Origin of the sequence: Cohnella luojiensis, from assembly GCF_004564235.1 — a bacterium.
Taxonomy (GTDB): domain Bacteria; phylum Bacillota; class Bacilli; order Paenibacillales; family Paenibacillaceae; genus Cohnella; species Cohnella luojiensis.
On sequence record NZ_SOMN01000001.1, the window covers coordinates 248,308 to 270,057 of the forward strand.

General features: G+C 51.6%; 20 protein-coding genes and 1 pseudogene. 14 read left to right on the top strand and 7 right to left on the bottom strand.

Features of this window, described 5'->3' with window-relative positions; translation table 11 throughout:
• Positions 1-324: 324 nt before the first annotated feature.
• The 3 genes and pseudogenes from E2980_RS25065 to E2980_RS01155 all read right to left on the bottom strand — a co-directional run.
• A pseudogene (locus E2980_RS25065) lies at positions 325-517 on the bottom strand (transposase); the annotation flags it as partial.
• Between the two features lie 463 nt (positions 518-980).
• Entirely contained in the window at positions 981-2,207 is a 1,227-nt protein-coding gene (locus E2980_RS01150) for a nitrate/nitrite transporter (RefSeq protein ID WP_135150278.1), read from the bottom strand.
• A 266-nt stretch (positions 2,208-2,473) separates the two neighbouring features.
• On the bottom strand, positions 2,474-3,031 hold the full coding sequence (locus tag E2980_RS01155; protein ID WP_135150279.1) for an ANTAR domain-containing response regulator: 558 nt from the start codon (positions 3,029-3,031) through the stop codon (positions 2,474-2,476).
• A 418-nt stretch (positions 3,032-3,449) separates the two neighbouring features.
• On the opposite strand from E2980_RS01155, the gene nirB reads away from it, so the two are divergent.
• From nirB to E2980_RS23990, 4 genes are all read left to right on the top strand, one after another.
• Positions 3,450-5,942, top strand: a complete 2,493-nt coding sequence (gene nirB, locus E2980_RS01160) for a nitrite reductase large subunit NirB (RefSeq protein WP_135150280.1) — start codon at positions 3,450-3,452, stop codon at positions 5,940-5,942.
• 229 nt (positions 5,943-6,171) lie between these two features.
• The gene (gene nirD, locus E2980_RS01165; protein ID WP_135150281.1) at positions 6,172-6,507 is read left to right on the top strand and encodes a nitrite reductase small subunit NirD; all 336 of its coding nucleotides are present in this window, start codon (positions 6,172-6,174) and stop codon (positions 6,505-6,507) included.
• A 21-nt stretch (positions 6,508-6,528) separates the two neighbouring features.
• Positions 6,529-7,371, top strand: coding sequence for a uroporphyrinogen-III synthase (locus tag E2980_RS01170; protein WP_135150282.1), 843 nt, complete (start codon positions 6,529-6,531; stop codon positions 7,369-7,371).
• Positions 7,372-7,472: 101 nt separating this feature from the next.
• Entirely contained in the window at positions 7,473-7,616 is a 144-nt protein-coding gene (locus E2980_RS23990; RefSeq protein ID WP_167746930.1) for a hypothetical protein, read from the top strand.
• A gap of 50 nt (positions 7,617-7,666) precedes the next feature.
• Here E2980_RS23990 and E2980_RS01175 read toward each other — a convergent pair whose 3' ends face one another.
• Complete coding sequence (locus E2980_RS01175; protein WP_240702795.1) at positions 7,667-8,206, bottom strand: YhcN/YlaJ family sporulation lipoprotein; 540 nt, start codon at positions 8,204-8,206, stop codon at positions 7,667-7,669.
• A 200-nt stretch (positions 8,207-8,406) separates the two neighbouring features.
• Between E2980_RS01175 and E2980_RS01180 the strand changes: the two genes are divergently transcribed.
• Positions 8,407-9,738, top strand: a complete 1,332-nt coding sequence (locus E2980_RS01180) for a PhoH family protein (protein ID WP_135150283.1) — start codon at positions 8,407-8,409, stop codon at positions 9,736-9,738.
• A gap of 8 nt (positions 9,739-9,746) precedes the next feature.
• Here E2980_RS01180 and E2980_RS01185 read toward each other — a convergent pair whose 3' ends face one another.
• On the bottom strand, positions 9,747-10,244 hold the full coding sequence (locus E2980_RS01185) for a hypothetical protein (protein WP_135150284.1): 498 nt from the start codon (positions 10,242-10,244) through the stop codon (positions 9,747-9,749).
• A gap of 97 nt (positions 10,245-10,341) precedes the next feature.
• On the opposite strand from E2980_RS01185, the gene E2980_RS01190 reads away from it, so the two are divergent.
• Complete coding sequence (locus E2980_RS01190) at positions 10,342-11,673, top strand: extracellular solute-binding protein (RefSeq protein ID WP_135150285.1); 1,332 nt, start codon at positions 10,342-10,344, stop codon at positions 11,671-11,673.
• A gap of 4 nt (positions 11,674-11,677) precedes the next feature.
• Here the strand turns inward: E2980_RS01190 and E2980_RS01195 are convergent, their stop codons facing one another.
• Entirely contained in the window at positions 11,678-12,763 is a 1,086-nt protein-coding gene (locus E2980_RS01195) for a hypothetical protein (RefSeq protein ID WP_135150286.1), read from the bottom strand.
• A 91-nt stretch (positions 12,764-12,854) separates the two neighbouring features.
• On the opposite strand from E2980_RS01195, the gene E2980_RS01200 reads away from it, so the two are divergent.
• The gene (locus tag E2980_RS01200) at positions 12,855-14,024 is read left to right on the top strand and encodes a class I SAM-dependent methyltransferase (RefSeq protein ID WP_135150287.1); all 1,170 of its coding nucleotides are present in this window, start codon (positions 12,855-12,857) and stop codon (positions 14,022-14,024) included.
• A gap of 75 nt (positions 14,025-14,099) precedes the next feature.
• On the opposite strand, the gene E2980_RS01205 is transcribed toward E2980_RS01200, so the two are convergent.
• Positions 14,100-14,336, bottom strand: a complete 237-nt coding sequence (locus E2980_RS01205; RefSeq protein ID WP_135150288.1) for a DUF2626 family protein — start codon at positions 14,334-14,336, stop codon at positions 14,100-14,102.
• Between the two features lie 305 nt (positions 14,337-14,641).
• Here E2980_RS01205 and E2980_RS01210 point away from each other — a divergent pair, with 305 nt between their 5' ends.
• The 7 genes from E2980_RS01210 (at position 14,642) to mraZ (ending at position 21,677) form a co-directional block, all read left to right on the top strand.
• Positions 14,642-15,286: an RsfA family transcriptional regulator gene (locus E2980_RS01210; protein WP_135150289.1), complete on the top strand. Its 645-nt coding sequence runs from the start codon at positions 14,642-14,644 to the stop codon at positions 15,284-15,286.
• 108 nt (positions 15,287-15,394) lie between these two features.
• Positions 15,395-16,315: a ketopantoate reductase family protein gene (locus tag E2980_RS01215; protein ID WP_135150290.1), complete on the top strand. Its 921-nt coding sequence runs from the start codon at positions 15,395-15,397 to the stop codon at positions 16,313-16,315.
• A 17-nt stretch (positions 16,316-16,332) separates the two neighbouring features.
• Positions 16,333-16,731: a DUF3397 domain-containing protein gene (locus tag E2980_RS01220; protein ID WP_135150291.1), complete on the top strand. Its 399-nt coding sequence runs from the start codon at positions 16,333-16,335 to the stop codon at positions 16,729-16,731.
• 141 nt (positions 16,732-16,872) lie between these two features.
• Positions 16,873-18,516, top strand: a complete 1,644-nt coding sequence (bshC, locus tag E2980_RS01225; protein WP_167746931.1) for a bacillithiol biosynthesis cysteine-adding enzyme BshC — start codon at positions 16,873-16,875, stop codon at positions 18,514-18,516.
• Between the two features lie 24 nt (positions 18,517-18,540).
• A complete protein-coding gene (locus tag E2980_RS01230) occupies positions 18,541-19,803 on the top strand; it encodes an adenosylhomocysteinase (protein ID WP_135150293.1) in 1,263 nt (420 codons plus the stop codon).
• Between the two features lie 135 nt (positions 19,804-19,938).
• Positions 19,939-21,111, top strand: coding sequence for a DUF4349 domain-containing protein (locus E2980_RS01235; protein ID WP_135150294.1), 1,173 nt, complete (start codon positions 19,939-19,941; stop codon positions 21,109-21,111).
• A gap of 128 nt (positions 21,112-21,239) precedes the next feature.
• Complete coding sequence (gene mraZ, locus E2980_RS01240) at positions 21,240-21,677, top strand: division/cell wall cluster transcriptional repressor MraZ (RefSeq protein WP_135150295.1); 438 nt, start codon at positions 21,240-21,242, stop codon at positions 21,675-21,677.
• The last annotated feature ends 73 nt before the right edge of the window (positions 21,678-21,750 follow it).

Below are 21,750 nucleotides of genomic sequence, written 5' to 3' on the forward strand. Positions count from 1 at the left end.
CTATTATTTCGGTTACTACTTAGGTCTCCCCCATATTTACTATTCTCTATAGCTATTCAAGGCCAAAAAAGTGCCTTCAACGAGCCGCAACCTGATTAGCATGAAGCGCGAAGGCCAAAAAAGTGCCTTCATCGAGCCGCAACCTAATGAGCATGAAGCGCGAAGGCTAAAAAAGTGCCTTCATCGAGCCGCAACCTAATGAGCATGAAGAGCGAAGGCCAAATCACTCCCTAAAAAAAGGAGACCTAAGTAGTAACTTATTTCGTTACTAAACGCGACTCGTCGCGTTTTTTTTTTATTTCTATGGATCCCGACATCGGTGGTTCAGTAGGCTGTGGAAGCCAAGCAGGTGTCCAGGTTCTGATGGGCTGCCATTTCTCTATTTCGCTCAATTGCGGCTTCCTTGAGTGGATTATGGGCAAGCGAAAGCCACCCGACCTCTAAGCTTACCTTCGGTAAGCCACGAAGCAGAAAGGTGCCGGAATCCCCGTATTTGTCCAAACACTTTCCGGTTCTCACAGTTTACGCTACGGTAATGACGATATTCAATCTAGCACCTGATTTTCGGTTTTCTCTTTGCTTTTGCGGTGAAAGATTAACTCTCCGCGTATCCGTTGGCTGCTAGTCCCGATCTGGACATTGTTTCTTTTTAGTGTTTCTATGGGTTAATTTTGTTAAATCGATGAAAAAAGAGGGGATGTATCCCCTGTAGGAGCGACAGCGTTTGCCTTTGGAATCGTGAAATCTCCTGGTTACGAGTTTACCTATTCAGATTTCACGATTCCAACCCGGGGCCCCCGCAAAGTAATCGGAATTGGCTACGAAGCTAATCTTCACTTTGCGAGGTGGAGCAGCAACCGGAAGGGGATTCATCCCCTCAAAATCCATAATCGAATAAAAGAAAGAAGCTGGTCAAAAGTTATCCACCTTTGAGACAGCTCCTGTTTTCATCGAGAGATGGAGTAGGCTATTGGATCGGGTTACGCGGATAGTTCGGTTTGAACGTGAGCGCGGCCGCCTTGACCGACCCAGGAAGACTTCCAATTTTTCTGTACGGCGAGGATCGCCAGGATGCAGACGATCGCAATACCGCTAAGGATGAGGAATCCCGTCGTATAGCTTCCGGTGAATTCCTTGATGTTGCCGAGAATCTTCGGCAGGAAATAACCTCCTAATCCGCCGGCCGCACCGACTATGCCGGTAATCAAGCCGATTTCCTTGCGGAACCGTTGGGGAACGAGCTGGAACACCGCTCCGTTACCCATTCCGAGCAAACTCATCATGATGAACAACAGCACGGTGACGACGGTGAGAGGGGGCAATCCGGATATGCTCGCCATAAGGATCGCGACGCCGCCGTACAGCATAATGAGCATGCGGATTCCGCCTAGGCGATCGGCTAGCCATCCTCCTAACGGACGAAAGAAACTGCCTGCGATAACGCAAAGGGTAGTAAAGTCTGCTGCGCGAATAGGAGCCAACTCGTATTGAGTGTTGAAAAATATCGTTAAATAAGTAGCCATTCCGACGAATCCGCCGAACGTTACGCTATAGAGAAGACAGAAAAGCCAAGTGTCCCTTTGCCCAAGCAGCTTGCCATAGTCCTTTAAGGTTGCGGGAGCAGGCTGATTCGGACTATCTTTAGCCAGAATGGTGAACGCAATGAAGGTGATGGTGATCGGGATAAGGGCAAAGCCGAAGACGATGTGCCAATCGCCATAGTGAGTCGCAATCCGGTTGGCGAATAAAGTAGCGAATACGGTTCCGCTATTGCCGGCTCCGGCGATTCCCATAGCTAATCCTTGGTATTGCGGCGGGTACCAACGGCTAGCAAGCGGCAGCGCGGCCGCGAAGCTGGCGCCGGCGACGCCAAGGAGAAGAGCCACGTAATACATGCTGGATAAAGTGTCGGCGAATTGCCACGCCCAGACCAGTGGGATCATGGTGATGAGCATGCCGAGTTGTCCGGTTCTCTTAGGGCCTATTCGATCCGTAAGAAAGCCAAGAACCAAGCGTAGAGCGGAACCACCCAAGGTGGGAAGGGCAACCAGGTTGGCTTTCTGTGACGCCGTCATGTCAAAGTCGTTCATGATAATAACGGCAAGAGGCCCGAGCAATACCCAAATCATGAAGCTTACATCAAAATACAGGAATGAACTGAACAACGACGGCTTATGTCCCGCTTGCAAAAATCCTTTTCCAGCCATAGCGACTCTCCTCCAATTATGAAACCGTTTTATTTAGGAATAAGAAAAGCCGGCACAGTCGAAATAATCGACTGATACCGGCTTCATTGCCCGGAATGCGTACGCCCTTGTACGCGAATCCGTAGTTATATTCGATAGTTAGGTGATGCTCTCAGGGTAACCGGTCACGGCTGCGTCGCCGAAACCCGCTCCCTCGATCGAGGGTGATAACGCCATTATATGTTTGAGGTTAGCGTTATGTCAACATAATTAACATTTGATTCGTATTAGCCATGGATAAGTTGATAAACCTTAACGATTGAAGACGCGACTTCTCCCATTCTCTTCCGTTCGTTCATAGCCTGCTTGCGAAGAAAATCGTAAGCCTCGGATTCGGTTATCCCTTTGATCTCGCAGAGGATTCCTTTGGCTTGATCAATCCACTTGCGCTCCTCGAGTCGCATTAACAATTGTTCCTTCTCTTCATGCCAACGTTTACGTTCCGAACAGCAACGGGCAGCCGCTTGCAGGGCCCAATCCACTTCATGACGCTTCATGCCGGGATATAAAAGTCCGTCTAGCGAGTATCCCCAATCCGGATCCTTGGGAACGCGGGTTTCATTGCACATCCAAAGGATCGGAAGGCGCTGAATGTTAATAACTTCGATGTGTTTCTCGCGCAATTTAGCATAAGGAACGTGAAGAATGGCTACTGAAGCAAGCGGCAACGTTTGGCGCAATTCCGCTTCCGCCCGGACGAGCGTCATGTTTCTATAGGTATTGTTCAAGTCGATGATCGGGGCGGGGTCCAGCTCGGAATCCTGCCATACTAAAGGTTTGTTCATCTTTGTACTTCCCCCTTTCCGTTCATGATCGGGATGCGCAAAAATCGGGACCCCTCAGACTATGTAATGTAATATAACATATGCATCGAAATGTTGTCGAGAATATCCTTATGTTATAAAATAGGCAGATTATTAAGGTTGCAATGTGAATTATGTTGACATTAAAATGTTTGACACTTTATAATATAGCTATAATTTAACATGAATTTTGTAGTGATTAGGCACAACGGCGTGTCGTCACTCTGGCAACGAAGCCTATCCTTTTGCTCGCAAAGGGATAGGCTTTTTGTGTTCAACTATCAGAAAGTATAAATTTCTATGTCTATATACTCATCTGATAGCTCGATACAAACGTATACCGCCGTCTTGAGGACGGCGAAGCCGTTTATACTTGACACGCTGAAAGGGGGAGAAAACAATGAAACAAAAGTTAGTCATGATAGGTAACGGGATGGCCGGAGTTGCGTTTGTGGAGCAGCTGCTGAAGCTTAACCCGAACAAATACGACATCACGATTATCGGCGCGGAGCCCCACCCTAATTACAACCGAATCATGCTTTCATCGGTACTGGCCGGAGATGCCGAACTGAAAGACATCGTACTTAATGACTGGGATTGGTACCACGATAACCAAATAATGCTCCATACCGGCCATACAGTAACGGGCATTGATACGGTTTACAAAAAAGTGGATACCGACCAAGGGCTCCAGATTGAATATGACGAGCTTGTGCTGGCGACGGGTTCCTTGCCGTTCATGCTCCCGCTTCCGGGTGCGGATAAGGAGGGAGTCATCGCTTTCCGGGATATCCGCGATTGCAACACGATGATCGAAACGAGCAAGAAATACAAGAAAGCGGTCGTAATCGGCGGAGGTTTGCTCGGCTTGGAGGCAGCGCGCGGTTTGCTTAACTTGAATATGGAAGTAAGCGTCGTCCATATTTTCCAGCATCTAATGGAAAGGCAATTGGACCCTACAGGCTCCAAGATGCTTCAAGAACAATTGGAAGGCCAAGGGATGAAGTTCTTGCTCGAGAAACAGTCGGATTCTATACTCGGCAAAAAACGAGTCGCGGGATTGAAGTTCAAGGATGGCACCGAGGTAGAGGCGGATCTCGTGGTCATGGCGGTTGGCATTAAGCCAAACGTACAGTTAGCTAGGGTTAGCGGAATCGAAGTGAACCGGGGCATCGTGGTTAACGACTTCATGCAGACTAGCGTGCCGGGCATCTACTCGTTGGGAGAATGCGCGGAGCACCGCGGAATCGTCTATGGATTGGTTGCCCCTTTATATGAGCAAGGCGCGATTCTAGCCAAGAAATTGGCCGGATCGGAAACGGCAGGTTATGCGGGCTCGGTTCTTTCGACTAAGTTAAAGGTGTCCGGAGTTCAAGTGTTCTCTGCCGGACGCTTCACGGATGAGCCGGGCACGAAAGCGTTGCGCGTACAGGACGATCTCAGCGGTATCTATAAGAAAGTCGTCTTCCAAGAAGGGAAAGTCGTCGGAGCCGTGTTATTCGGAGATACTTCCGATAGCTCGAAGCTGTTCTCCCTGATCCGCAGCGGGGAAAGCTTTTCCGGTCGCGAGAGGGAAGTATTATTCGGGGCGGAAGGCAGCGGGGGCAGCGGCGGCTCAAGCACGACGGATCTAGTGGAAGCCATGAACGGCAACGAGATCGTATGCGGATGCAACGGCGTCACGAAGGATACGATCGTGGAAGCCATCACGGAAAAAGGCTGCGTAAGTCTCGGGGAAATCAAAGCTTGCACGAAAGCTTCCGGCTCATGCGGCGGCTGCAAACCGTTGGTCGAGGAAGTTCTTGCTCTAACCCTTGGGGCGGATAACGTTCAGAAGGTACAGGAAGGAATATGCGGGTGCACGTTGCTAAGCCGCGACGAAGTGGTAGAAGCAATCACGAGCATGAAGCTGACGACCTCAAAGGAAGTCATGCACGTGCTGGAATGGAAAAATCCCGAAGGCTGTTCCAAATGCCGCCCGGCTTTGAATTATTATTTAGGAATGTTATTCCCGGAGGACCACGAGGACGAGTTGGAAAGCCGTTTCGTTAACGAGCGCAATCATGCGAACATCCAGAAAGACGGAACATTCTCCGTCGTTCCGCGGATTTACGGCGGGGTAACAACTCCGGAAGAACTGCAGCGCATTGCCGACGTAGCGAAAAAATACGACGTGCCGCTCGTGAAGATTACGGGAGGACAACGTATCGATTTGCTCGGAGTGAAAAAAGACGATCTTCCGAACGTCTGGAAGGATCTCGACATGCCGTCCGGGTATGCCTACGGCAAAGCGTTAAGGACCGTGAAGACCTGCGTAGGCAACACGTTCTGCCGTTTCGGCACGCAAGACGCCATCGGGATGGGAATCGCGATGGAGAAGAAGTTCGAACGGCTAAACACGCCTGCCAAGGTTAAGCTTGCCGTATCCGGTTGTCCGCGCAACTGCGCCGAGGCGACGATCAAGGATCTTGGCGTCGTTGCGATCGACGGCGGCTGGGAAATCTATGTGGGGGGCAACGGCGGAACCCGCGTAAGGGCGGCCGATCTTCTGACGAAAGTTAAAACCGAAGATGAAGTGCTCGAATGGACCGGCGCGTACCTCCAATATTACCGCGAGACCGCGAATTTCAACGAACGTACGGCGGAATGGCTGCAACGCATCGGTCTCCCAAGAATCAAAGACGCTCTTTCGCTCCAATCGGAGCGGGAAGCCCTAGTCGGCCGGATCGAGAAGACGCTCGATTTAATGAAGGATCCTTGGCAGCAGATTCTCGAGAATGAAGATCTACGCAAAGCATTCGACTCCTTAACCGCCGCCTCTCCGGACGCTTCCGCCGGCGGCGCCGACAACCGCGCCCAAGGCGCCCTCGTCGAGAAACCGCCTACTGACTGATTCAAGTGAACCTGGGCTGACGGTTGGTTATTTTTTGTCCCTGCGAGCGTGGCGAAGGCGCGGAGGAAAAGGGTGTTCACGGAGAGTTAACGTCCGCCTTTAAATCCGAGTTGCTTCCGCTTAGCCGGAATAAGAGCAACTCGGATTTAACCAGCGGCGGAGTGAACACCCTTTTCCGGAGTGCCTGAGATTCCGCGCGAAAACAAAATATGAACTGGAGTGGAAGACCATGGCGAACATCCTTATAGGACATCTCAAAGACTTCACGAACCAAAGAGCAAGAGTCGTCCATTCCGGCGGCATCGAATGGGCCGTATTCCTTCTATCCGACGGCAGCTTCCGCGCTATCGAGAATAGCTGCCCTCACAAGGCCGGCAAGCTTTCCGAAGGCATCGTATGCGATCATCACGTCTATTGCCCTTTGCACGATTGGAAAATCGACCTGAACGACGGTCAAGTCCAAGCTCCCGATCACGGCTGCGTCAACGCGCTTGAAGTATTCCACGACGAGGCAACCGGCAAGGTTTACTTGCGTAACGACGGACAGTTGAAACGTACTTCCTAACTTTCGAGAGGGGGTTACAGCATGGGTAAGCTAACGGGTAAAAATATAGCAGTCACCGGTCCCCGCTGCGAGGAAGAATTCACCCGAATGGTTCTCAAGATGGGCGGGCAACCCTTCATATGCCCCGCCCAGGGCAACGTCTACTCCGATGAAGAGCAGCTTGGGGAACAGCTTAGAGCACTGACGGCCAGCTCAGTGGATTGGCTCGTGCTGACGACGGGAATCGGCACCGAGGCGTTAGTCGCAAAAGCCGAATCTTTTGGCATGAAGGAAGAATTATTAACCTTCATGTCCAATACGCGAATTGCCGCACGGGGGTATAAAACGGTAAATACCCTGCGCCGTCTGCAGATCGAACCAGCCCTTAAGGCTGACGACGGCACTACGGAAGGCATCTATAGGGCATTGTCCGTATATCCGCTAGAAGGAGCCAAGATTGTTCTTCAGTTGTATGGGGATCCATCTCCCAAAATTTCCAATCGCCTAAGAGAAGCGGGAGCCGAATGCATAGAGTTGCTTCCGTACATTCACGTTATGCCGGAGGCTGGGCCTATAGATACATTGATCGATCGTTGTCTCGATGGCTCAATGGATGCCGTCGTCTTTACGAGCACCGCGCAAGCCCGTTGCTTTTTTCACAGAGCGCGGACGACGAGCAAGGAGCAATCCCTTCTCGATGCATTCGAAAACCATGCTCTCTGCGTAGCCGTTGGCAAAGTGACCGCGGAAGCGCTGCATGACGAAGGGGTGATCCGCGTTCTCTATCCGGAAGAAGAGCGTTTAGGTCCCTCCCTTGTGGGGGCAGGCCGCTGGTTCGAAGCGCGTTCTAGCATTCGCGAAGATTTGCCTGCAGTCGCCCAATAGATGCGCTGATATTCTTTCAATCCTACGCGGTGAAAGTCCGTTGGAAACTGGTTGATCATGTGATATAATGAAGCCAGAAATTCCACTTAGGAGGGCTGCGGGTGGCGGAAACGAAAACCTCTCTAACCGAAGCTCTAGTAACCGAACGCCCGAAAGGGAACGCCTTTCTGCCGATATGCGTGGATATGGAAGCGAATAAGAGCTGTGTATCGCTTGGAACCCCAAGCGTATGTAGCTATGTTTGAAGCCCAGTGAATTTTCACTGGGCTTTTTGTCGCTTTTTGGACTTATTCGATTACGGGGTCCCCATATTCTCTGGGGCTTTTGGCGGGACGATATTCCTTGGGATTTGGGGAATGACGCGTCCGACGATATCGGCGAGCTCTTCCGCGAACCCGGCAACGGGTCGTCCGTTATTGATGTCCAATCGGATCTCCCGGATCCTCTGGGCAATGTCGATATCCGCCGTCACAAGAGCGTCTACTCCGTATGGATCTTTACGGAAGGCTTCGGCAACCGCATACTTGAGCGTCCCGACTTGAGTTCTTTCCATCTTGTCGTCAACATCGATGCCAACAATGGCGTACCTGCCGAAGACGACGCAATTGGCGTCCTTAACGCCCTCTACGCCGCGGGCCAGCGATTCCAGATGAGCGGCGACTTTGTTCGGATTATCGATATTCCTCCTGGTTGGCCCATTTGCTTGCGCTCTCGGACGGTTATCCGCTGGCGCAGGCGCCGACTCCTGGTTACCACAGCCTGCGGAGCCCATTGCCAGAAGAAATAGCATAAGCAATGCGGTTCCGTAAGCGATCATTTTATATTGCTTCAACAATGTCCTTCACCACCCTGATTTGGAGGGATGCCTTTATTAGCCAAGGCGATTAATCCATAAATCGCGATCGGCTAACACAGGAGAAAACGTTCGATGGTCCTATTGTTCCCAGTCAATCGATCACTATGTAAACCGCTTTGGAGAAATCAAAAAATTATGATGGCATTATTAGACAAATAGCCGACCCTGGAGGGAATACCATGCGTAAAATCTATGTACTGGATACGAACGTGCTCTTGCATGATCCGCTCTCCTTATTTGCTTTCGAAGACAATGAAGTCATTATTCCATCGGTTGTATTAGAGGAAATCGATTCCAAGAAAAGGCTCGCCGACGAAATCGGACGCAATGCGCGCAATATCTCGCGGGAACTGGACGGCATGAGAGCCTTAGGACCATTGCATAATGGGGTGAAGCTTCCGAATGGCGGATTGTTAAAAGTGGAAATGAATCATCGCCGCTTCGTGAGAGTGCAGGAATTGTTCGGGGAAATGACCAACGACAATCGGATCCTCGCGGTGGCGTTGAATTACCATATGGAAGAGCAGGAAAGCGGGGATCCCCGTCCCGTAATCATCGTGAGCAAGGACGTTCTCGTCCGGGTGAAGGCGGACGTACTCGGGATTACCGCCCAGGATTACCTTTCGGATCAAACCGTTTCCGTGTCGGACCAATATACGGGACATAACACGTTGCATGTTCATCCGTCGGTCATAGACGAATTTTACTCTACCCGTTCCTTGAGCGTTAACCAGCTCGGGATTAGAGCGACGTTGCATCCGAATGAATTCGTTATTTTACGCGATGAATTAGGAACGTCCAAGTCCGCGCTCTTGAAGGTGACCTCCGATGGTCATCGGCTGGAGCCGCTGCATATGAGCAACGATCCGATATGGGGAATTACGGCTCGAAACGCGCAGCAACGCATGGCATTAGAGCTGCTGCTTAATGACGATATTCCGCTGGTTACTTTGACGGGGCGCGCAGGTACGGGGAAGACGCTGATCACGCTTGCGGCCGGACTCATGAAGGTGGAAGACGAGCATCGCTTCAAGAAGCTTCTGATCGCGCGTCCCGTCGTTCCGATGGGGAAGGACATCGGCTATCTGCCGGGGGAAAAAGAAGAAAAGCTGCGTCCGTGGATGCAGCCGATCTATGATAATTTGGAGTTTCTGTTCGATACGAAGAAAGCGGGAGACCTCGATAAAATTTTAATGGGAATGGGAAGCATTCAAGTCGAGGCGCTCACTTATATCCGCGGCCGTTCCATCCCCGGACAATTTATCATCATAGACGAAGCCCAGAACCTGAGCAAGCACGAGGTGAAAACGATCGTATCCCGCGTCGGGGAGAACAGCAAGATCGTGCTGCTCGGAGATCCGGAACAAATCGATCATCCCTACCTCGATTCCCAGAGCAACGGTCTTACTTATTTGGTGGAGCGGTTCAAGGAAGAGGGAATCAGCGGACACGTTACCCTCGAGAAAGGGGAACGCTCGCGCTTGGCCCAACTTGCCACGGAGAGGCTGTAATACGATTTCTAGTAACGCCACTCCACGGCGCAACCGTAGGCTTTCGCGATTCTCTCCGCCAGTTCGGCGAGCTGGCGATCGATGAGATGAATGACTAACCCGTTTTCCGTAAGGCTACCGATGAGATGTTCCTTGAGCTGCAGCAAAGCCGGGGCGGGTTCCGCATCCGGCTTTGCCGCGTCTAGGGAGAACAAAGCGACTAAAGCCAAGTCGACGAAGATGTTTTCATTGCGGGTGACGATCGCATAATCCTCATAAAGCTCCCCTTGCTCCAGTTCTTCCGAAGGAAGCAATACGAGCTCGCAACGTTCGGAGGGAACGCGATAATGCGCCAATAGCTCCAAGACGGAAGGGATAGATTCCTCCGAGTCGAACACTAGCAGTTCCTTAAAGCGATCGAATAACGGCGCCCGATCGGCAATCCCTTTCACGATCTGCGCATAAAACCCAGGCAGCTTGCCATCGGGCAAATGCATATCCAAACCTATTTTCCGTTCTAAATTCATGTCTGCTCACATCCTCTCTAAGATTGCCTTTATTTCTTAGCATAACCGATAAAGCGCTTTCCAAAAAAGCGAGACATGCCGCGCTTGTCCTGTTATCATGAATAAAGCGATATTAAACGTTACGATGAAAAAGGTGAAGGCTGTGGCACGCCGTAAATCGGCCTTGGTATTCCTGTTGCTCTGCATCATGGTTATTCTTCTATCTCCATGGGCGGATGCACCTTCTCCATCCTCAACCGTTATTCCTTTGGCCGATGATGAAAGTTTGGCTATCGTTGAGCCCGTCACTTCCAAAGAAATCTCTCGTCTCGCCGTCGAAGTTGCTTTACCCGAGCGGGAATATCAACTGCTGACCGAACAGAATGATCAATTCATGCTGAGTCATCCTGACATCATTGTAGAATTGCGCAGGATAGATCCCGAGCAAGCTTATTCGACATTCAAGCGCTCCTCGGAAATGGGGGAGTCTGCCGATATTATGCTGCTTTCCAACGATTGGGTCAAGGAATTCGCTTCGTCCGGCTATTTGTTGCCGACGGATGCGGCCTTTGTGGGCAAAGCCTTGGCGGAGCAATTCGACGCTATCGTTGCCCCGTTGAAATGGAACGGTTATACATGGGGCGTTCCTCGCGAAATGGATCCGTTCGTCATGGTATGGAACAAGGGCAAGCTTCATGAATGGCTTGGTGAAGATGTGACTCTTCCGCTGACGATCGAACAATGGTTCACCTTAGCAAACATGAGCTCGGAACATGCGGAAGCGATGTCTTGGCTCTCTATAGACCGGAAGGATCCGCTGGCCTTGCTGGCATGGCTAGAAAATGCTACCGATGAACGAAGCGACGGGTTATGGGAAAAAGAAGACGAGCCTTGGACCGGTTCGTTGCATGAACAGGCCTTAATGCTGCTTCAGCAGCATAGGGCAACGTTGAATGTAACGACATCCAGCTCTGACACGATTCTAGCCTTGAAGCAAGGTACGACGATCGCTGGATTGCTTCCCTATTCCGAAGCATCCGCCGTGGTGGAAGAACCGCGTTTAGGCTCCGATCCTAATCTCGAGCTGGATCATCTTACGTGGAGACTTCCATATGTATCGCCTCGCGCCAACTGCTTCGCCATCTCCTCCAGCACGGATGCGGAAGAGGCTGCTTACGTGTGGATTTCCGAGATGACGGACGATCAAAGCCAACTGCGGCAACTGGATGAACTCAACAAGCTGCCCGTCTACCGTTCTCTTTACGACAGCGACAGGAAGTTGTCCAACCTGCTTCCAGGCAGAACGGGTCAAACCTTTCCCAATCAGGCGCCGCTGCATACGGGACCGGATCAGGTCGCTCGTTTGGCGCGATTGAGCAATCTCTGGAGTCGATTAGCTGCTGGACAGGTGACCGTGGCCGAGTGGAGGGAGGAGTGGCAAACGCATTGATGGGTTATCCTCCGATTGCAAGTTGTACGATTAGTTTGCCATCCTTCATCTCGACGCTTTGGGCTTTCACGAATTTGATCAGCTTCTGAGGATAGAAGCCTAAATCGAATTCCCTTTCCAGATCCGCTCGGGTCGTATCCGGCAATGCCAGCCCGTTGAATATCAAAGAATCCACGTGGAATCGGATAGAATTTTCCGGTTCCTCCTCAACCGTATACCGGCCTTGTATTTTAACCTGAATATGGCCGTTGTCGCCCTCCATCGTTAAGAGATCCTTATCGAAGGTAAAGGAAAAATCGTCAAAACGACTGTCTTCTTTCCTTAGAAATTCGTTTAATTGTTCGTCGGATATCGTAAGCTTCGTTTTTAAACCGTTGGATTCAATGATTCCTGGCGTGTCCTTCACATAGTCGGGCAAGTTTTTCATCGCGTCCGCAAGCGCCCTGAAATGCTGTTTCACTTCATAAATACCGACATTTTTCCAATAAGCCTGCAATTCTTCCATTAATTTCAGCATCATTTTTTCGTCGCCGCTGGCTGCAATCGCCTGTTCCAGCTCCTGCTGCAGGGCGGTGATCCGTTCGCGCTGGGCGATGAGATCTCTTTCCACCGCGTCTAGGTCGTTTTTATCCCGTTGCAATTGGCCATAACCTAACTTCAGCTCTTGATAATCCGCGCTATAATTATCCATCGTCTTGTGATCGGATTGGAGGATCATATCCATCGTATCCCACACTCGGATGAGCTCGGGAAGGGAGTTTGCGTTCAACAACGCGGACAACCAGAAATCCTTGTACCCCATATAGTAGGAACGCAGAACGCGCCCCGCCTTTTCCCTATGCACGGCAATGGCGATCTCTTGCGCGGAGAGTCGCTTCTCTCTAATCTCGATTTCGGTTTGCGTTTGACCTTTGAGATTGGAAATTCGCTCGATTTCTCTGTCGAGTTCTACGACGGACAAGCTCTTCTCTAGCAGTTTTCTTGTTTCCTCCGGCAGCGGCTCCGCGTTTACGGGCAACAAGGCGTTCGTACGCGTGAGGAATAGCAAGATGGCGGATGCCGTCAACACGGCGATTAGCAAGCGTCGCAACGGTGTCCCTCCTTTCATGGTGCACTCCGACCGCGCGCGATCTATGTTATTATAATATGACTACTTATCCGGGGAAAAGGTGGGAGAAGCGTTGAATACGCCGAATAGGGGAACGCCTCTTACCGCGGTGATCAAAGAAAAGATAGCAGCCAGCGAGAGACATGGAGTATCGGACGACGGAAAGAAGTTGTCTGCTATCCCCTTTCATCAGTATATGACGCTTTGCCTCTATCATCCCGAATTTGGATATTATCGTGCGGGGACTTCAAGGGTTGGCCGGGAAGGAGATTTCTATACGAGCGCCTTCGTGGGGGATATCATGGGCGAACAGCTTGCTTCCGAGCTGTCAAAGCTGGCAGGGCAATGGTTTGCCGAGGATGCGGACGTTGAAATCGTGGATTGGGGCGGAGGAACGGGACGTCTTAGCCGGCAAATGCTGGATGCATGGAATTCGGAGGAACGGCCGAAAACGTCCGCGCTAGGGAAGGCATTCAGACTGACCGTAGTCGAAGGAAATCCGGAACATCGACGACTAGCTAGCGAGCAATTAGCAGCTTACGTCCAATTCGGACAAGCCCTTGTCGTTGAAGAATGGGATAGAGATTCATTAGGAAAGAATCCCGCCATCATCGTGGCGAATGAGCTGCTAGACGCATTTCCCACCCACCGGTTGGTACAACGGAACGGGAAGCTGCTGGAATGGGGCGTTGCAGTATCGGAGGCTTCGGGCAGTTTGATCCATTGCTTGATGAAACCGGAAGATCCTCGCCTAGCGGCATGGATGAGCGAGGAAGGAACAACCCTTGCGGACAATCAAACCGTGGAAGTGAATTTGGATGCGGCGGAATGGGTAGCCGGTCTTGCTGGCCGTTTAACGAAGGCGATCTTGGTGTTTATCGATTACGGGGACGATTCATCGGAATTGCTCGCTCCGCACCGGATGGACGGCACGTTGCTGTGCTATTATAACCACCGCGCCCACAACGACCCCTTTTTCCTTCCCGGCGGGCAGGACTTAACGTCTCACGTGAACTTTAGCCATATTCGGCGATGCGCGGAAGCCAGTGGATGGAGAGAGCTATGGTATGGATCACAGAAGAGGTTTCTCATGGAGTCCGGCGTCATGGAAAAACTAAGCTCACATGCGCTTACCGATCCGTTCCATCCTACCGTAAGGAAGAATAGGGCTATTCGTCAATTGCTACTGTCGGATGGCATGAGCGAACTATTCAAGGTGCAAATTTTCATCAAGAAGGAATAGCTGGGATAACTATAAGAGGCTGCCCCGAGTCTTTGCAGACATCGGAGGCAGCCTCTTCGCGTTTTCGTTTGTTGGTTAAACCGGGATACCCATCTCGAACACGGTCCAGTACGTGAATCCGAGGAAAGCCAGTACCATGTATCCCCAGAACATGAGGAGATACGTCTTTTCGGTGAAATTCAAGTACCCGAGCAAGAAGAAAACAGCGGTTTGCATGAAGAACAACAAAGCGAATTCGTACATGTCGCCTGCAAACGCCATTAGGGCAATTACCAGTGTCCAGAAGCCGAGCACTCTAAACATTCGTGCCATCGATTATTCCCCTCTCATACACGCAAGACGATTTCTAAAGCATATTATAACGTTTGGGCTTAAGAGTGTAAACCCAACAAGTCGTGACGAATCGGCAAACTTTTCATCAATCCCCCCCTAATATTCCCTCCAATCATTTAACTATGTATTCCGCTTTCAGGCATATCGATTTGCCATATCAGGTATAGTGATTGGAAATATGGATATAAATAGAAGTATCCGATAGATTCTATGAATTCTACTACGGGCATAGAAATGAAGAAAGCAGCAAAATATACGTGATTCATAAGGAGGGAAGGGCACCCATGACGGCTGTGAGACAAGACGCATGGAGTCCGGATGACGACTTGATCCTGGCGGAGGTTACTCTGCGCCACATCCGCGAAGGCAGCACCCAATTATCCGCGTTCGAAGAAGTTGGGCAACGAATAGCCCGAACTTCCGCCGCTTGCGGTTTTCGTTGGAATAGTTGTGTCCGCAAAAGATACGACGAGGCCATCGGCATGGCCAAGCAACAGCGTCAGAAACGGAATTATCTCAAAAAGCAGGGGATCTCCACCATTTCCGGCGCGGAGCGATTGGTCGTAGAAGAAGGCGACAACGGAAAGAACGACCTATTGTCCGCAGAATCCATGTCATTGGAAGCGATCATTCGCTATTTGCGCCAATGGAAAGGTACAGTTCAGGAGATGAGCCGGCAGATTCGCCATCTCGAGAAGGAATTGAAAGACAAGGACGATCGTCTAAACGAGTATCGCGAGGTAAACGAACGTCTCTCTAAAGAAGTAAACGAAGTACAAACGGATTACCGGGTCGTCAATGACGATTATAAAGCGCTGATCCGCATCATGGATCGAGCTCGCCGCCTCGCATTCCTAACGGAAGAAGTAGATGAGGATAGAGCGAGGTTCAAGATGGATGCCAACGGTAATCTGGAACGAATCGAATAGGAATGATTGAACGCAAACCCGCGGGGGACTTTCCCCGCGGGTTTTGCTTTGACGATTCGGAATGTATAAAATTACGCTATCCATTTCTAAACGAAAGGAACGGAAAACATGGGGAAAGTAGCGGTATTGGGCGGCGGGTCCCTCGGTTTGTTGTTAGCAGGCAAGCTTCAAGCAACTTCAGGGAGCGATTGCGAGTTATGGACGAGAACCAGCAATCAGGCTGACTTATTGAATCTCAACGGAATTACGCTGCAGGATTCCGGGGGATGTTATTCTGACAGAGTTCATCCCGTTGCAAGATCGCTAGATAACGTAGGCTCCTTCGGTGAAGGAATCGTCTTGCTAACGGTGAAGCAAACCGCATTGACTTCGGATTTCCTCGAAAGGCTTGCCGCCATCGTTCCTAGCGGAGGGATGGTAGTGCTCTTCCAGAACGGGATCGGTCACCGCGAGCTTCTTCGGGAAGCGTTGCCGAACAGGAGCCTAGCGGTAGCGGTCACGACGGAAGGAGCGTTAAGGGTAGATGCTACTACCGTTCGTCATACCGGCAGCGGCGAAACCCGCATCGGCGTCGATGACGAAACCGATGCGAAGCTTCTATTCTCCCTGGAGCGCATGTTGAAACAGGCAGGATTTTCCGTTTTCCTGTCGAAACAGTTGGAAGGAGCGATAATGCGCAAGCTGCTTATCAACGCCGTTATTAATCCGTTAACCGCGATCTTGAGAGTACGCAACGGCGAGCTCGCAGCGACGAGTGAAAGACTGGCCTTAATGAAAGCCCTATTCCAAGAAACATACGGGATTCTGAGCGATTTCGGCTTAGACGATGAGACCGGTCTGTGGAATGCCGTTTTGCAGGTATGTTCAGCTACTCGCGACAATGAATCGTCCATGCTTCAGGACGTAATCGCGCATAAGGAAACGGAAATCGAATTCATTAACGGCGCGATTTGCCGGATGGCTAGCAGGCAAGGCAAGGTTGCGCATTGGAACGAGACGGTTACGGCCCTCGTCAAAGCCATCTATTGATAGGGAGAGGAAAACTCATGGGCTCCATCTGGAATGCATTAGTCCAGTCTTACGCTTTTTTGGCCACCGTGCCGATCATCCCGTTTCTTCTCGTCTATATCGTATCATCCTTGCGCGGAGGCGATCGTAAAGGAGCATTCCGGCTGGCGATGGACGTTACGACCGCTTTTCTGGTCGGTTGCGTGGCCATGCTGATCAACCGGCGCTTCGATACGAACTTCGGCCTTTTCTTCCTTATCTTATTGATGCTTATCGGTGGCGGCTTGATCGGCAACGCGCAAAACCGGATCAAAGGAAAAGTAGATACCAATAAGCTGTTCCGCGCGGTTTGGCGGTTATCCTTCTTCCTGTTATTCGTCCTATACGTCGTGCTGATGCTTATGGAGCTTTTGTTCCCTACCCGCGCTTCCTCTTGAATCCCCCATATCTCCCCCAGTCATTAATCCTATACCAACGGTTTTTATCTAAGTTTCAAGGGCGTAAACCTTTTGACGTGTATTCTGCTGTTGTGTACAATCAATCTGATGACACAACGACAGATCGGGGGAACTTTCCCTTTGAAAATTTCATCCCTTATCGATTCCAATCATTCCTCGTTAGCGGAGCGTTATAGGTTAGGAGATTCGGAAGTAAGCGAGCTGTTCGGCAAACATCCTTCCCAAAGCGGGGCATGGGAGCAAAGGGCAGCCCGATTAGACGATTCCTCAAGCTCGCGGGCGAGCCTTTCCAGGGTAGCTAAGGCGTTGCGGGACTATCAGGCTAAACTGCCTTATTATGCCGAAGCCCAAAGGTCTTTGGAAAAGCTGGAGCACCCGGACGGTCTCGTTGTCGTAGGAGGGCAGCAAGCCGGATTGTTCGGCGGGGCGCTGCTCATCTATTACAAAGCTTTATCGGTCATCCAGACCGCGCGAGACGCGGAGCGAAGGCTGGGAAGGCCCGTCGTTCCGATTTTCTGGATCGCGGGAGAAGACCACGACTTCGAGGAAGCGAACCATGTGAACGTCCAATCCGCCGAGAGCGGGATCAGGCGAATACGGATCGACCGTCCGGAAGGACCGCGGCATGCCGTCAGCAGAACGTCCCTATCGTCCGGTCAATGGGATTCCGCGTTACAAGAACTGGCATCGCAACTGCCGGATTCCGAGTTCAAACCGGATTTGCTCGAACGTCTTCAGAGCCATGTTGCGGATACGCCTTCTTTGAGCTTGGCATTCGCAAGACTTCTGGCGGATTGGTTCGGCAGTCAAGGATTGTTGCTGCTCGACGCGGACGATCCTAACCTAAGAGCGCTGGAAGCGCCGATGTTCCGGGAGTTGATTCATCGGAACGACGAGCTCGAGGCGGCTTTGAAGGCCGGCGAGGGACGGGTGCTTAATCTGGGCTTTAAGCTTCAGGCGGAGACCGCTCGCGGCAGCGCGAATCTATTCCTTCATCACGAGCAGGGAAGGCTATTGCTCCATAAGGAGCAAGGAAGCTTCGCCGACCGGAAGGGCAACGTCGCGCTAACCCGCGAGCAAATGCTGGAGCTTCCGGAACGTTCGCCGGATAGTCTAAGCACGAACGCGTTAACGCGTCCTCTTATGCAGGATTATTTGCTTCCGGTGCTCGCAGCCGTCCTTGGACCTTCCGAGCTCGCTTACTGGGGCATCTTGGGACCCGCGTTCAGCGAGTTCGGATTGTCGATGCCGCTGTTGATTCCGCGACAGTCTTTCACTTTTCTAGAGCCTTCTATCATTAAACTGCTGGACAAATACTCTTTAACGGCCGAACAAGCGATTTCCGGCTGGAGCGCTAGGAAGGAAGAGTGGCTCTGCGAACAGGACGAATGGAACCTGGAGGAGCAATTTCAACTTGCCAGGAAGCAGTTCGCGGATTTGTACGCGCCAATCATGAACACGGTGTCGTCGCTTCAGCCCGGGCTTGCCAAATTGGCGGAGACGAACCGGGATAAAATATTGGAGCAAATGGCTTACTTGGAGTCGCGGTCCAAGGATGCGATAGCCAAGCAGAATGATGCGTCGCTCCGTCAATGGGATCGCATTCACCAATCGCTTACCCCGTTGGATAAAGCGCAGGAGAGAGTTTACGGTACCGTGCATTTCTGGAATCGTTACGGCAGGGATTGGTTGGCGCAGTGGGTTGGCGTTCCTTACGAGGTAGCGGGAGGGCATCGGCTAGCGGAAGGCTTTACGACTTTATAGAAGAGAATTCGGAGGAATCATACAATGAAAACAGCATTAAAAAGCATTGTTCGCGATCCATCCTTGGCTCCCGAAGGCAAGCTCAAAATCGATTGGGTGCAAGCCCATATGCCCGTTCTGAACCAAATCCGCAAGGAGTTCGAGCGCGATCAGCCTTTTAAGGGATTACGCGTTGCCATCTCCCTGCACTTGGAGGCGAAAACGGCTTATCTGGCTAAAGTCGTGCAAGCGGGCGGGGCGGAAGTCGTCATTACCGGCAGCAATCCTCTCTCCACCCAAGACGACGTATGCGCTGCGCTCGTTGAAGACGGTATCGCCGTTTACGCGAAATACAATCCGGATCCGCAAGAATACAAAAACCTGATGGTCAAGACGCTGGAAACGAAGCCGGACTTGATCATCGACGACGGGGGAGACCTCGTATCTATCCTTCACTCGGAACGCCAGGATTTGATAGCTCAAGTACGGGGCGGGGCAGAGGAGACAACGACCGGTATTCTACGATTGAAGGCGATGGAGAAAGACGGTTCCTTGAAGTTCCCGATGGTTGCCGTTAACGATGCTTACTGCAAATACTTGTTCGATAACCGTTACGGTACGGGCCAATCCGTATGGGATGGCATTAACAGAACGACGAACCTTGTCGTTGCCGGCAAGAACGTAGTCGTCAACGGCTATGGCTGGTGCGGCAAAGGCGTGGCGATGCGCGCTAAAGGACTGGGCGCCAACGTCATCGTTACCGAAGTCGACGCCATTCGCGCGGTTGAAGCTTACATGGACGGCTTTACCGTGCTTTCGATGGAAGAAGCGGCTAAGGTCGGCGAGTTCTTCGTTACGGTCACGGGCAACAAGGATGTCATTCGCGGCGAGCATATTGCCCATATGAAAGACGGAGCCATCCTCTCCAACGCAGGACATTTCGATATCGAAGTGAATTTGGTGGAGCTGGCGGCCATGTCCGTATCCAAGCGCGTCGTTCGCCGCAATATCGAAGAATACGTGCTAAAAGACGGCCGTAAAATCTACGTGCTCGCGGAAGGCAGATTGGTTAATCTTGCGGCAGGGGACGGACATCCGGCTGAAATCATGGACATGACATTCGCGCTGCAGGCGATCGCCCTTCGTCACGTAAACGAGAATTACGAGAGCATCGGCAGCAAAGTCGTGAATGTTCCTTACGAGCTTGATGAACTGGTTGCCCGCACGAAGCTGGAGTCGCTTGGAATCAAGATCGATACGCTGTCCGAAGAGCAAAAAGCTTACTTGGACAGCTGGGCTTCCCACTAACTTCAAGCGATATCACGGATTCTGAATCCATCCCGCTCGCTCCCCGCGACGCGGGTTTTTTATTTTCTAAATTAGGGAACATTTACCTTCCCGCCAACGTCTGTGATTTCAGAAACCTAAAAGGGGGAGATCAAGATGAAGGGGAAACGGGGACGCGGCTTGCGGATCGGCATTTTGCTTATGATGGTGGTTATACTGCTGACGGGGAGCTTGACGGCTTGCAGCGGGAGCGACAACGACAGTGATTCCGCGGCGCCCGCCGCCTTGGAGCAAGCGGCTCCTGCGGAAGGAATGATGAACAATTCGGATCAGAAGTTATCATCGTCTGTTCAAAAATCCGTCTTAACCTCTGCCGATTCGGCGGCTGCGCCTGCGGAGGCTCCGCAAGCGTCTGCATCGTCAGGGACGTCGGCTGCGGGTTCAGGCGGGGGAATCGGCCCGATCGCGGACGCGAACGCCGGCTTCGGCCGCAAGGTGATCTACCGCGCGAACCTGGTTATGAAGGTAGAAGAGTTCAGGGTTGCCGAGGAACGGCTGCTCGATCTCATCCATCTTGGCGGGGCATACGTGCTGCAATTCTCGGATAGCCGGAATACGGACGAGGTTGGCGCTACTTACGTGATCAAGGTGCCATCGGAAGGCTTCTCGCCGTTTTTGGAGAAACTGCAGAAGATCAAGAGCCTGAAATTCGACCGCGAGGTGGAGGGCAACGACGTCACGGAAGAATTCGTCGATCTGGAAGCGCGCCTTAAAGCGAAGCAGGTGGTGGAATCGCGCCTACTGTCTTTCATGGACAAAGCGACGAAGACGAACGATCTCGTTATGTTCTCCAACGAGCTGGCCCGCGTACAGGAGGAGCTCGAACAGATCAAAGGCCGCATGCGGTTTTTGGATCAGAACGTCGCCTTCTCCACGATCAATCTGCGTTTGTACCAAGCGAACGGCATTGAGGAAGTCGTGGAAGTGAAAGCGGAAGAGAAGGAAGGATTCGCGGATCGCATCTCCGATGCCTTGACCGGAAGCACGAGAGTGCTTAGGCAGTTCGGCGAAGGGATACTCGTCGTCATCGCGGCTATGCTGCCCGTGCTGATCGTCGTGACCGCCATAGGCGTACCTGCGTATTACTTCGTGCGCAAACGCAGTTCCGCAAGGCGGATCGAGACGGAAGAGAAAAGAAAATCGTGGAACAAAACGCTGATCGATTCGGCGGATAACGACCAAGCTTCTCCGGTTGCCATCGCCGAGGAAGCCCTTCCGGAGTCCCATTCGGGTCAGGATGAGCAAGAGCCGAAAGACGGGGGTCGTTAATCCCGTAAAATAATATTTATTAAAATCCTGTCCTCGTGGCAGGATTTTTATTTTATGGCGCGAATAATCATCATAAGTGGTTCAGAGTGGTGGAAAGTGGTGAAAGATGGGGGAGGTGTGGAGAGCATATGTTTTTGGGCGAATTTCAGCACAGCATCGATGACAAGGGACGAATCATTATTCCGGCGAAATTCCGCGAAGCTCTCGGCACGGACTTCATCGTCACCCGTGGATTGGACAATTGCTTGTTCGTCTATCCCCGCGAAGAATGGGCCCAGCTCGAACAGAAAATCAAGAGCTTGCCTTCCATGGCGGCAAACGCAAGGGCGTTTTCCAGGCTGCTCTTCTCCGGCGCATCCGAATGCGAGTGGGATAAACAGGGAAGGGTAAACGTACCGAATCACTTGCGCGAATACGCGAAGCTGGATAAGGAATGCACCGTTATCGGCGTATCCAGCAGAGTAGAAATCTGGGATAAGGCAACCTGGGAGGAATACTCCAGGCAATCCGCCGGTTCTTTCAATGAAATCGCCGAGAAGCTCGTCGATTTCGATTTTAACTTCTAAGCCGTTTACAACTTATGCAACCATACACAAACAAGAAAGACGGACCCATGACCGGGTACCGGGAGGCAGCATC